The sequence below is a fragment of the Pseudomonas viridiflava genome (genome assembly GCF_900602065.1).
Lineage (GTDB): Bacteria > Pseudomonadota > Gammaproteobacteria > Pseudomonadales > Pseudomonadaceae > Aquipseudomonas.
This window is the reverse complement of record NZ_UWFN01000310.1, coordinates 200,552-213,426: the sequence shown is the minus strand read 5'-3', so window position 1 is coordinate 213,426 and position 12,875 is coordinate 200,552. Positions and strand designations below refer to the sequence as shown.

The following is a 12,875-nucleotide window of genomic DNA, read 5'->3' as shown; positions in this document are numbered from 1 at the left end:
ACCGGCCGGAGTCGCTTAAAAAAGCCGGTTCAGACCATCATAAGCAGCTACCCGATAGGCTTCGGCCATGGTCGGGTAGTTGAACGTAGTGTTGACGAAGTACTTCAGGGTATTGGCTTCACCCGGCTGGTTCATGATCGCCTGCCCGATGTGCACAATCTCTGATGCCTGGTCGCCGAAGCAATGGACACCCAGAACCTCGAGGGTTTCGCGGTGGAACAGGATCTTCAGCATCCCTACGCGCTCGCCGGAAATCTGCGCACGCGCCATGCCTTTGAAGAAAGCCTTGCCCACTTCATACGGCACTTTGGCTTGGGTCAATTCGTGTTCGTTTTTGCCAATCGAGCTGATTTCCGGAATCGTGTAGATGCCCGTTGGCACGTCATTGACGTAACGCCAGCTGCCATTATCGACAACTACGCCCGCCGCCGAACGCCCCTGATCGTAAGCGGCACTCGCCAGGCTTGGCCAGCCAATCACGTCACCCGCGCCATAGATGTTGGGCACGTTGGTGCGATAGCTGTCATCAACTTCAATTTGCCCGCGACCGTTCGCCTTGATGCCAACGTTCTCCAGACCCAGCTTATCGGTGTTGCCCGTACGGCCGTTGCACCAGAGCAATGCGTCTGCCTTGATCTTCTTGCCGGACTTGAGGTGCAGGATCACACCGTTATCCAGGCCTTCAACCTTTTCATACTCTTCGTTATGGCGAACCATGACGTTGTTATTACTGAAGTGGTAACTCAGCGCCTGAGAGATTTCCGAGTCGAGGAAGCTCAGCAATTGGTCGCGGTTATCGACCAGCTCGACCATTACGCCCAGACCGCTGAAGATCGAAGCGTATTCACAGCCAATCACACCAGCGCCATAAATGATCAGTTTGCGCGGCGTGTGACCGAGGCTGAGGATGGTGTCGCTGTCGTAGATACGCTTGTGGGAAAAGTCGATATCTGCGGGACGATAAGGCCGCGATCCAGTGGCGATAATGATCTGATTGGCGACCAGTTTCTCTACTACACCGTTGCCGCACACCACATCGATACTGTTCTCGTCGGCAAAGCTGCCGGTGCCGAAAAATACGTCGACACGGTTACGAGCGTAGTAGCCGGTGCGCGAAGACACCTGCTTCGAAATTACGATTTCAGCGTTCTTCAACACGTCCGGGAACGAAAACCAGCGCGGCTCGCCAATGGCCCGGAACATCGGGTTGGTATTGAAGTGAATGATTTGCTTGACCGAATGACGCAAAGCCTTGGACGGGATGGTGCCCAAGTGTGTGCAGTTACCGCCGACCTGCCGACGGCTGTCGACCATCGCTACTTTACGCCCCGCCTTGGCGGCGTTCATTGCCGCGCCTTCCCCGGCAGGGCCGGAACCCAATACCACTACGTCGTAGTTGTAGACAGCCATGCGTACTCCTTAGAACAGGCCGAGGTGCCACTCTGGCATCTCCGGCTAAATCACATCGCGGCCGGCGACATGAAGGATCGAAACCTGGCGCGCAGTCTAAACCTGCGCCAATCGGTGGAACATTAACCGTTGGTAGCGTCGCAAGCCACTTTTGTCTGCGACCAAATGACGCTGCGACCAGTCAAGGCTGCGCATGATAAAGCGCTTGGCGTAACGATTCACATCAAAAACACGACATTCCTGAAATCTTCGTCAACCACCCTTCCATGGCATCGCCCTGATGAAGTTAGCGAGTCTGCAAATCGCAGATGAAATCACGCGCCATCGCGCGGACATTAACTAGCAAGAGTTGTTTTTAGAGTCCTTTACACATATGGTTACAATTGTGCGTTGCGTGCAGGCAGGAGCCTTGACCGATGCAGCAGGACATAAAAATACAACGGATCCTTTGGGGTCACTGCCACGTCAGCACGACCGGGCCAGAGCCATCTGGCTAATGTTGATGAACTGCAGGACCTCGACCAGATAGCCCAAGCGAGTAATTTTCAATGGCCTCAAACACCGGCAAAGGCAAAGCGATTTTTCGCGTTGTCAGCGGCAACTTCCTTGAAATGTTTGACTTCATGGTCTACGGCTTTTACGCCACTGCCATCGCCAAAACCTTCTTCCCTTCCGACAGCGCGTTTGCGTCCCTGATGCTTTCGTTGGCCACCTTTGGTGCCGGTTTTCTCATGCGCCCACTGGGTGCGATCTTTCTCGGCGCTTACATCGACCGTCACGGCCGTAAAAAAGGCCTGGTCGTGACCTTGGCGATGATGGCAATGGGTACGGTGCTGATTGCCTGCGTGCCGGGTTATGCAACGCTAGGCGTCGCCGCACCGCTGCTGGTGCTGCTGGGTCGTTTGCTGCAAGGCTTCTCGGCTGGCGTTGAACTGGGTGGTGTATCGGTTTATCTGGCTGAAATCTCCACGCCGGGCCGTAAGGGCTTCTTCGTCAGTTGGCAGTCCGCCAGCCAGCAGGCAGCCGTGGTCTTCGCTGGCCTGCTGGGTGTAGGCCTGAATCACTGGTTGAGCCCGGAAGAAATGGGTGAATGGGGCTGGCGCGTGCCGTTCCTGATCGGCTGCCTGATCGTACCGGTGATCTTCGTGATTCGTCGCTCCATGGAAGAAACACCGGAATTCCAGGCCCGCACTCATCGCCCCACGCTTAAAGAAGTGGTGCGCTCGATTGGTCAGAATTTCGGTCTGGTGATCGGCGGTATGGCACTGGTAATCATGACCACCGTGTCTTTCTACCTGATTACCGCCTACACGCCGACGTTTGGTAAAAACGAGCTGCACCTGTCCGATCTCGACAGCCTGATCGTGACGGTTTTTGTCGGGATATCGAACTTCATCTGGCTGCCGGTGATGGGCGCGCTGTCCGACCGTATCGGTCGCAAACCGCTATTGCTGGGGGCGACCGTGCTCGCCATTGCGACAGCCTACCCTGCCCTGTCCTGGCTGGTGGCCAACCCAAGTTTCGGCAACCTGCTGATGGTCGAACTGTGGCTGTCCTTCCTGTACGGCTCGTACAACGGCGCAATGGTGGTTGCCCTGACCGAAATCATGCCAGTGGAAGTGCGCACGACCGGCTTCTCCCTGGCCTACAGCCTGGCAACTGCGACCTTCGGCGGCTTCACCCCGGCTGCTTGTACTTACCTGATTCACGCCCTGGATAACAAGGCAGCGCCGGGGATCTGGCTGACGGGCGCCGCGGTGCTGGGTCTGGTGGCTACATTGGTGCTGTTCCGCAAAGGCGGCCAGAAGCTGCAAGCGCCCGAGGCCGTGACTGCTGGCTGAGTAAGCCCCGTACATGTGGGAGCGGTGCTTGCCCGCGATAAGGCTGGACGCGGTTCACTTTAGATCAAGTCGTCCTTATCGCGGGCAAGCACCGCTCCCACAGGGGATAGTCGCAACCCGCCAGCACAACAAAAAACGCCCCGACCAGTTACCCGGTCGGGGCGTTTTTGTTGCTGCTTGTAGCTTGCCGCTTAAAGCTTGTAGCTACTCTTAGCGCGGAAACGCTGGTGGGTTAACGCCCGCCATGTCTTCCATCACACGAACTACCTGGCAGCTGTAACCGAATTCGTTGTCGTACCAGACGTACAGAACAACGCGGTTATCGTTGGCGATGGTTGCTTCAGCATCCACTACACCAGCGTGGCGCGAACCCACGAAGTCAGTGGAAACCACTTCCTGAGAGTTCACGAAGTCGATCTGCTTGTGCAGGTCCGAGTGCAGCGCCATGTAACGCAGGTACTCGTTCATTTCTTCGCGAGTGGTCGCCTTCTCAAGGTTCAGGTTGAGAATCGCCATGGAAACGTTCGGCGTAGGGACACGGATCGCGTTGCCGGTCAGTTTGCCAGCCAGTTCAGGCAGCGCCTTGGCAGCAGCAGTGGCAGCACCGGTCTCGGTAATCACCATGTTCAACGCGGCGCTACGGCCACGACGATCGCCTTTATGGAAGTTGTCGATCAGGTTCTGGTCGTTGGTGTACGAGTGAACGGTTTCAACGTGACCATTGACGATGCCGAACTTGTCGTTGACTGCCTTGAGCACCGGCACAATGGCGTTGGTGGTGCAGGAAGCCGCAGAAACAATCTTGTCGTCAGCTGTGATTTCACCGTGATTGATACCGTGCACGATGTTCTTCAGCTTGCCTTTGCCAGGTGCAGTCAGGACCACACGATCGATGCCCGGGCACGAAAGGTGCTGACCCAGACCATCGGCATCACGCCATACACCGGTGTTATCCACCAGCAGTGCGTCCTTGATACCGTACTGGGTGTAATCCACCTCGGTCGGGTTCTTGGCGTAGATCACCTGAATCAGGTTGCCGTTGGCAGTAATGGTGCTGTTGGCTTCATCAATGGTGATGGTGCCATCGAAAGGACCGTGCACCGAGTCACGACGCAGCAGGCTCGCACGCTTGACCAGATCGTTCTCGGCGCCTTTACGGACGACGATTGCACGCAGACGCAGACCATCGCCGCCGCCGGTTTTTTCGATCAGGATGCGCGCCAGCAGGCGACCGATCCGGCCAAAACCGTACAGCACAACGTCGGTGCCTTTACGTGGCGAAGCGTTTTGTTGACCCACCAGTTCGGCCAGTTCTTCACGGACGAACTCTTCGGCGGTACGGCCATTGCCTTCAGTCTTGAACTTGACAGCCAGCTTGCCGAGATCCACCGAGGCGGCGCCCAGTTTCAGCTCGCTCATGGCTTTAACGAGCGGGAAAGTCTCGTGTACGGACAACTCGCTTGCATCGGACTGACGGTGACGCGCAAAGCGGTGAGCTTTGAGAATCGCGATAACCGAACGGTTGATCAGGCTGCGGCCATAGATCGAACTCACCACATTGTTGTTGCGGTAGAGCTGACCGATAAGCGGGATCATCGCCTCGGCGAGGGCTTCACGATCGATCCATTCACCAAGACACTGGTCGGGCTTCTGAGTCACGGGAACCTTCCACATGTAGGGGCTGAAAAAAGGGGCTACATTATGCCGCCGCCTTTGTTTAAGGGCAATGCGCCGTTGTCAGATCAGCGAGCACTACATTTTGTTCCGCTGCACTTCAGAAAATGTCCGGGCGTGCACTTCTGCATCACAGCGTAGTCTTAGACCTGACATTTGCACCTGTCCCCCGGTACAATCGCGGCCCTCGTCGCAACGCTTGGAGCTCAATCTTCCGTGCCTGTTCTGCGCCTACCGCTACTCCCTGCCGCTGCAGGCAAACAACACTGGGGCAACCTTCCCGGTGCCGCGCTGAGCCTGGCGATTGCCGAAGCAGCCAGTGCAGCCAAGCGCTTCACCCTGCTTTTGACCGCCGACAGCCAAAGTGCCGAGCGACTCGAGCAAGAGCTGAAGTTCTTCGCGCCCAGCTTGCCGGTGCTGCATTTCCCGGACTGGGAAACCCTGCCCTACGATTTGTTCTCGCCGCACCAGGACATCATTTCCCAGCGGATTGCGAGCCTCTATCGCTTGCCAGAGCTCGACCATGGCGTTCTGGTAGTGCCGATCACCACGGCCCTACATAGACTGGCACCGACCAAATTCCTGCTCGGCAGCAGTCTGGTGCTGGATATCGGCCAGAAACTCGATATCGAAGCGATGCGCACGCGCCTGGAAGCCAGCGGTTATCGCTACGTCGATACGGTTTATGAGCACGGCGAATTCACTGTACGCGGCAACCTCATCGACCTGTTCCCGATGGGCAGCAAACTGCCGTACCGGATCGACCTGTTCGATGATGAAATTGAAACGCTGCGCACTTTCGATCCTGAAAACCAGCGCTCCATCGATAAAGTCGAGTCGGTGCGCCTGTTGCCTGCACGGGAATTCCCGCTGCAGAAGGAAGAAGTCACCCGTTTCAAGGCGCGCTTTCGCGAACGCTTCGATGTAGATTTCCGCCGCAGCCCGATCTTTCAGGACCTGAGCAGTGGCATTACACCGGCCGGTATCGAGTATTACCTGCCGTTGTTCTTTGAAGAAACCTCGACCCTGTTCGACTATCTGCCTCAGGACACACAGGTTTTCTCCCTGCCGGGCATTGAACAGGCCGCCGAAAACTTCTGGAACGACGTACGCAACCGCTATGAAGAGCGCCGCGTCGACCCGGAACGCCCTCTATTACCTCCCGCTGAACTTTTCCTGCCCGTGGAAGACTGCTTTGCCCGCCTTAAAAGCTGGCCAAGGGTCGTCGCGAGCCAGCAGGACGTCGAAACCGGCGTTGGCCGCGAGCGTTTCCCGGCACACCTGCTGCCGGAGCTGGCCATTGAGGCCAAGGCCAATCAGCCGCTGGCAGCACTGTCGAAGTTCATTGAAGAGTTTGACGGCCGCATTCTGTTCACCGCGGAATCGGCCGGTCGCCGCGAAGTGTTGCTGGAGCTGCTCGAACGCCTGAAGCTGCGACCCAAAACCGTCGACAGCTGGAATGATTTCGTTGAGGGCAAGGATCGCCTGTCGATCACCATCGCGCCGCTTGACGACGGCCTGCTGCTCGAAAAGCCTGCTATCGCCCTGATCGCTGAAAGCCCGTTGTTTGGCCAGCGCGTCATGCAGCGTCGACGCAGGGAGAAACGCACCGACGGCGGCAATAACGATGCAGTGATCAAAAACCTTACCGAGCTGCGCGAAGGCGCACCGGTGGTGCACATCGACCATGGCGTGGGGCGTTATCTGGGCCTGGCGACGCTGGAAGTTGAAAATCAGGTCGCCGAGTTTCTGATGCTGGCTTACGCCGAGGACGCCAAGCTGTACGTCCCGGTGGCCAACCTGCATCTGATTGCGCGCTACACCGGCAGCGATGACGCGCTGGCGCCGCTGCACCGACTGGGCTCGGAAACCTGGCAGAAAGCCAAACGCAAAGCCGCCGAACAAGTGCGCGACGTCGCCGCCGAGCTGCTTGATATTTATGCCCGCCGCGCCGCCCGCGAAGGTTACGCGTTTGCCGACCCCAAAGCCGACTACGCCACGTTCAGCGCGGGCTTTCCGTTCGAAGAAACGCCAGACCAGCAAACCACCATCGACGCCGTGCGCGCCGACATGCTCGCGCCAAAACCCATGGACCGCCTGGTCTGTGGCGACGTGGGTTTCGGCAAGACCGAAGTGGCCATGCGTGCCGCATTCATCGCCGTGCACGGCGGTCGTCAGGTCGCGATTCTGGTGCCGACCACCCTGCTCGCTCAACAGCACTACAACAGCTTCCGCGACCGCTTTGCCGATTGGCCGGTGAGCGTCGAAGTAATGAGTCGCTTCAAATCGGCCAAGGAAGTCAACGCAGCGGTTGCCGACCTGGCAGAAGGCAAGATCGACATCGTCATCGGCACCCACAAGCTGCTGCAGGATGACGTCAAGATCAAGAATCTGGGGCTGGTCATCATCGACGAAGAACACCGCTTTGGTGTGCGTCAGAAAGAACAGCTCAAAGCGCTGCGCAGCGAAGTCGATATTCTGACCCTGACAGCGACGCCGATCCCGCGCACGCTGAACATGGCCGTATCGGGCATGCGCGACCTGTCGATCATCGCCACGCCACCGGCTCGACGCCTGTCGGTGCGCACCTTTGTCATGGAACAGAACAAGCCGACGGTCAAAGAAGCCTTGCTGCGCGAGTTGCTGCGCGGTGGACAGGTTTACTACCTGCACAACGATGTGAAGACCATCGAAAAATGCGCGGCAGATCTGGCCGAACTGGTGCCTGAAGCGCGTATCGGTATCGGCCACGGGCAAATGCGTGAGCGCGAACTTGAACAGGTGATGAGCGACTTCTATCACAAACGCTTCAACGTGCTGATCGCGTCGACCATTATCGAAACCGGTATCGACGTACCGAGCGCCAACACCATCATCATCGAGCGCGCCGACAAATTCGGTCTGGCGCAATTGCACCAGTTGCGCGGCCGGGTCGGACGCAGTCACCACCAGGCTTATGCCTATCTGCTGACACCGCCACGCAAGCAAATCACCCCGGATGCAGAAAAGCGTCTGGAGGCGATCGCGAATACTCAGGATCTGGGTGCCGGGTTCGTCCTGGCCACCAACGACCTGGAAATTCGCGGCGCGGGTGAGCTGCTGGGCGACGGTCAGAGCGGGCAGATTCAGGCGGTCGGTTTCACGCTCTACATGGAGATGCTTGAGCGCGCAGTGAAGTCGATCCGCAAGGGCGAACAGCCAAACCTCGACCAACCTCTGGGCGGCGGTCCGGAAATCAATCTGCGCGTACCTGCGTTGATCCCGGAAGCCTATTTGCCGGATGTACATACACGCCTGATTCTCTACAAGCGCATTGCTAATGCTGCTGACGAGGACAGCCTCAAAGACCTGCAAGTCGAGATGATCGATCGCTTCGGCCTGTTACCCGAGCCGACCAAGCACCTGGTGCGTATTACCCTGCTCAAATTGCAGGCTGAGCAGTTGGGCATCAAGAAGGTCGACGCAGGTCCTCAGGGCGGGCGTATCGAATTTGCTGCGGACACGCCGGTTGATCCACTGACCCTGATTAAATTGATTCAGGGCCAACCCAACCGTTATAAGTTCGAAGGTGCCACGCTGTTCAAATTCATGGTGCCTATGGAGCGCCCGGAAGAACGCTTTAACACCATTGAGGCGCTGTTCGAGCGCCTGACCCCGAAAACTTGAAGGATTCATCAATGCGCGTGCTTCACTCACTCATCCTGCTGCTGACGCTGATCGCGCCAGCAGCCTTTGCCGATGGCAATTTTCAGGTCGAAATGATCCTGTTCCGCCAGCAAGGCGAGCCAGCTGCGACGCGGCAGATCGCGCCTGAGCACTGGGCTGCCAACGCGCAGAAAATTGATGCGCAGAGTGAGCGCGGCATTGCCTTGAAAGACCTGGCCGACAAGCTGAACGCCAGCGGCACGTATCAAGTTTTGCTGCACCGCGCCTGGCAACAGAACCTGAGCGCCGAGCCGGGCAAGGTTGCAGTCACCAGCGGTGAAGAACAGTGGGCACACTTCCCGATTGAAGGCACCTTGAGCATAGGCATTGCGCGCTTTACTGATATCGCGGCAGACTTCTGGGTCAATCAACTGGATGCCCACGGTGTGCTGACCAGCAGCGAACGCCTGAAACAGACCACCCGGGTCAAAAACGGCGAACTGATCTACATGGACCACGGAAGTCTGGCCATGCTGGTGAAAGTATCGCCCCTGTAATTATTCAAGTAGCGCAACACGTGCTTCTTTTCCCATTCGAGCATCGCTACGGCGTAGGGCTGTCCTGAACTGTGTCGTCCAATCTTGAAAAGGTCCTCGCTTGGTCGTGGACAGATTTATTTACCAGTAGAACCGTTGAGCGGGGGTTTGACTATGCCCATGAAGGCCGTATTCAGCTTGAGGAGCTCAACCCCGACTCGGCACGCACCACGTGCAGGGGTTCAGGTTCGGAGGTCTATACACAGACCCTGAAATTCAGGGATCCGCAACGTTTTGCCAATGCTCTGAGCTGCAAATGCACGTGCCCCGTGCGCGAGAACTGCAAGCATTGTGTGGCGGCCTTGTTTTACCTTCATGCGCCGCAGAACCGCAACGCCTTGCAGGCTGCGTTGGACACGACACCTTCGATACAACCGCCTCGCGTCGAAAAAGCGCCCGCCCTGCCTGAACGACTGGTCGATGACATCAAGCCGCATCCGCGCCTGATGCTGGCGAGTGTCGAGTTCAGCGCTTACGAGCCACGCAACGGCCGTATGCAGCGCCACATTCAGCACCGTGCCGCCCTTGCCTTTGGCTACGGTAAGCATTACGCCACCGGCACGGCCAATGTCAGCATTCTGGTCAGTTCGCTGGGCAGCGATCTGGTTAACCAGAAAAGCGACATCATTGAACACCTGGAAACCGAGACCCTGCGTATTCGTCGCCAGGGCGAACTGGAACGACAGCAACGCCAGATCTTGCAGGATATGGGCTTCAGGGTCGCAACCCGTCAGAGCAAAGCACTGCCGGACACCGCTGGCGACATGTTCGACCTGCCCAACGACAAGGCATGGCTGCACTTCGTGCTCAACGACCTGCCGCACCTTGAAGAGCAAGGCTGGGAAATCGTTATCACTGACGACTTTGCCTTCGACGTGACGCCCGTGGACGATTGGTACGCGGTCATCGATGAAGAGGCCGAGCGTGACTGGTTTGATCTGGAACTGGGCATCATCGTCAACGGCGAACGCCTGAGCCTGTTGCCAATACTGATCAACCTTTTGCGCAGCCACCCCGAATTGATGAGTGCGGCTGGAATTGCCAAGCGCGGTGACGACGAACAATTGCTCGTGCAGCTCAACCACTTCACTCAAAATGGCGGCAGCCCGGTGCAGATTGCCCTGCCCTATGGTCGCCTGAAACCGGTGCTGGCCACCTTGGGCGATTTCTATTGGCGCGAAGAAGGCAGCAACTCGTTGCGCTTGAACACCGCCGACGCGACGCGCCTCGGGCAGCTCGATGACTTGCCCCTGAGTTGGCAAGGCGGCGATCGTCTGCGCCAGTTCGGGGACCGGCTTGCCAACATCAAGGACGCCCCGGTCATCGTGCCCGAGGGCCTCAACGCTACCTTGCGGGGCTATCAGCATGAAGGCCTGAGCTGGATGCAGTCGCTGCGCGAGCTGGAAGTCGGCGGCGTATTGGCCGATGACATGGGGCTGGGCAAAACCCTGCAGACCCTGGCGCACCTGCTCATGGAGAAACAGGCAGGACGTCTGGATCGTCCCGCACTGGCGGTGATGCCTACCAGCCTGATTCCCAACTGGCTGGACGAGGCCGAGAACTTCACGCCGCAATTGCGGGTACTGGCGCTGTATGGTGCCAATCGCCACGCCGACTTCGACAATCTGAACCAGTACGACCTGATTCTGACGACTTATGCCCTCCTACCTCGGGACGAAGAAGTGCTTGCGAAGCTGCAACTGCACACGCTGATCCTCGATGAAGCGCAATACATCAAGAATCCCAACAGCAAAGCCGCACAGGCTGCTCGCAGCCTGAATGCCCGACAACGCCTGTGCCTTAGCGGTACGCCGCTGGAAAATCATCTGGGCGAACTGTGGTCGCTGTTTCACTTCCTGATGCCGGGCTGGCTGGGGAGCAGCAAGGAATTCAACAGCAACTACCGTAACCCCATCGAGAAGCACGGCAACATGGAGCGCCTTCAGCATTTGAACGCGCGGATCAAACCGTTCCTGCTGCGTCGCACCAAGGAACAGGTCGCCACCGAGCTGCCACCCAAGACCGAGATCATCCATTGGGTCGAGCTCAATGAAGCTCAGCGGGATGTATACGAAACCGTGCGTCTGGCCATGGACAAGAAGGTCCGCGACGAGATCACCCGCAAAGGCGTAGCCCGCAGCCAGATCATCATCCTTGAGGCGTTGCTCAAGCTGCGCCAGGTCTGTTGCGACTTGCGCCTGGTCAACAGCGCCCCGGCCAACCCGCGCCAGGGCAATTCGGCCAAACTGCAAAGCCTGATGGAGATGTTCGAAGAACTGCTCTCGGAAGGACGCAAGATCCTGCTGTTCTCTCAATTCACCTCGATGCTGACCCTGATCGAAGCCGAATTGAAACAGCGCGGTATCGAGTACGCCTTGCTCACCGGCTCGACACGCGATCGCCGCACGCCGGTGCAGGCGTTCCAGGCGGGCAAGCTGCCGATTTTCCTGATCAGTCTGAAGGCAGGCGGCACCGGCCTGAACCTGACCGCAGCAGATACCGTGATCCACTACGATCCGTGGTGGAATCCGGCAGCCGAAAATCAGGCCACTGACCGCGCTTATCGCATCGGTCAGGACAAACCGGTATTCGTCTACAAGATGATTGCCCGCGGCACGGTGGAAGAAAAAATCCAGCGTTTGCAGCAAGAGAAGTCGGCGCTGGCGTCTGGGGTACTGGACGGCAGAGTCACGGGTGACTGGAAGCTGGGAAGCGAAGACATTGCCGCATTGTTCGCGCCGTTACCGGCACAAGCGAAGAAGGGCAAGAAGTAAGGACATAACGCCCCTGTAGGAGTTGCCGAAGGCTGCGAAGGCGGTATGTCAGAAAGACCGCCTTCGCAGCCTTCGGCAGCTCCTACAGGGATCGCCGATATCTGTGGGAGCCGGGCTTGCCCGCGATTCAGACGCTGCGGTGTATCAGGCCATCGCGAGCAAGCTCGGCTCCCACAGAGTGAAACCTGTCAAACGGCGCCGAGCACCCGCGCCAGGGTCGCCTTCACTTTCCCCATTCCGTCATGCAGCGCCTGTTCAATTTCGGCCATGGTGATAACCGCCGACGACTTGCCCGCTGCCGGATTCACCACCAGCGCCAGACAGGCATATTCCAGCTCCAGCTCACGAGCCAGTGCAGCCTCCGGCATACCGGTCATGCCCACGATGTCGCAGCCATCACGCTCAAGGCGGATGATCTCGGCTACGGTTTCAAGACGCGGCCCTTGAGTGCAGGCATAAACACCGCGCTCGCTGAACTCACAGCCCTCTGCCGCCAATGCGTCAATCAATCGCCCGCGTAACGCTTCACTATAGGGATAGCTGAAGTCGATATGGGTCACCTGCTCAAGGTCATCAGCGAAAAACGTATGCTGACGGCCGCTGGTGTAGTCAATCAGATCATGAGGCACACAGAAGTGGCCTGTGCCCATGGCAGGATGAATCCCGCCCACCGCGTTGACCGCCAGAATTGCCTCGGCGCCAGCGTGCTTCAGGGCCCAGATATTGGCCCGGTAATTCACCTGATGCGGCGGAAAGCGATGCGGATGGCCATGGCGAGCCAGGAACATGACCTCGCGACCGGCATAGTCACCGATCTGAATCTCACCAGACGGAACGCCATAGGGCGTATTCACCGGCAGGGACTGACGAATGTTCAAGCCCTCAAGCTGAGTCAGGCCCGTACCACCGATAATCGCGTAAACAGTCATGGAAAT

General features: G+C 58.0%; 7 protein-coding genes. 4 read left to right on the top strand and 3 right to left on the bottom strand.

Annotation, left to right across the window (positions count from 1 at the left end; translation table 11 throughout):
- Positions 1-15: 15 nt before the first annotated feature.
- Positions 16-1,410: a Si-specific NAD(P)(+) transhydrogenase gene (gene sthA / locus EE949_RS23400; RefSeq protein WP_122666457.1), complete on the bottom strand. Its 1,395-nt coding sequence runs from the start codon at positions 1,408-1,410 to the stop codon at positions 16-18.
- Positions 1,411-1,958: 548 nt separating this feature from the next.
- Here sthA and EE949_RS23395 point away from each other — a divergent pair.
- On the top strand, positions 1,959-3,251 hold the full coding sequence (locus EE949_RS23395; RefSeq protein WP_122666456.1) for an MFS transporter: 1,293 nt from the start codon (positions 1,959-1,961) through the stop codon (positions 3,249-3,251).
- Between the two features lie 210 nt (positions 3,252-3,461).
- On the opposite strand, the gene EE949_RS23390 is transcribed toward EE949_RS23395, so the two are convergent.
- On the bottom strand, positions 3,462-4,925 hold the full coding sequence (locus EE949_RS23390; RefSeq protein ID WP_122666455.1) for a glyceraldehyde-3-phosphate dehydrogenase: 1,464 nt from the start codon (positions 4,923-4,925) through the stop codon (positions 3,462-3,464).
- 216 nt (positions 4,926-5,141) lie between these two features.
- On the opposite strand from EE949_RS23390, the gene mfd reads away from it, so the two are divergent.
- From mfd to EE949_RS23375, 3 genes are all read left to right on the top strand, one after another.
- Positions 5,142-8,591 (top strand): transcription-repair coupling factor, encoded by a 3,450-nt coding sequence (gene mfd, locus EE949_RS23385; RefSeq protein WP_122666454.1) that lies wholly within the window; start codon positions 5,142-5,144, stop codon positions 8,589-8,591.
- Positions 8,592-8,602: 11 nt separating this feature from the next.
- Positions 8,603-9,127: a CsiV family protein gene (locus tag EE949_RS23380; protein ID WP_122666453.1), complete on the top strand. Its 525-nt coding sequence runs from the start codon at positions 8,603-8,605 to the stop codon at positions 9,125-9,127.
- Between the two features lie 71 nt (positions 9,128-9,198).
- Positions 9,199-11,940 (top strand): DEAD/DEAH box helicase, encoded by a 2,742-nt coding sequence (locus EE949_RS23375; RefSeq protein ID WP_122666452.1) that lies wholly within the window; start codon positions 9,199-9,201, stop codon positions 11,938-11,940.
- Positions 11,941-12,128: 188 nt separating this feature from the next.
- On the opposite strand, the gene EE949_RS23370 is transcribed toward EE949_RS23375, so the two are convergent.
- Positions 12,129-12,869, bottom strand: coding sequence for an S-methyl-5'-thioinosine phosphorylase (locus tag EE949_RS23370; protein ID WP_122666451.1), 741 nt, complete (start codon positions 12,867-12,869; stop codon positions 12,129-12,131).
- Between the last annotated feature and the right edge of the window lie 6 nt (positions 12,870-12,875).

Excerpts from the sequence above, each read along its gene's own strand:
- sthA (WP_122666457.1), bottom strand. The coding sequence starts at position 1,410 with ATGGCTGTCTACAACTACGACGTAGTGGTATTGGGTTCCGGCCCTGCC.
- EE949_RS23395 (WP_122666456.1), top strand. The coding sequence starts at position 1,959 with ATGGCCTCAAACACCGGCAAAGGCAAAGCGATTTTTCGCGTTGTCAGC.
- EE949_RS23390 (WP_122666455.1), bottom strand. The coding sequence starts at position 4,925 with ATGTGGAAGGTTCCCGTGACTCAGAAGCCCGACCAGTGTCTTGGTGAA.
- EE949_RS23380 (WP_122666453.1), top strand. The coding sequence starts at position 8,603 with ATGCGCGTGCTTCACTCACTCATCCTGCTGCTGACGCTGATCGCGCCA.
- EE949_RS23370 (WP_122666451.1), bottom strand. The coding sequence starts at position 12,869 with ATGACTGTTTACGCGATTATCGGTGGTACGGGCCTGACTCAGCTTGAG.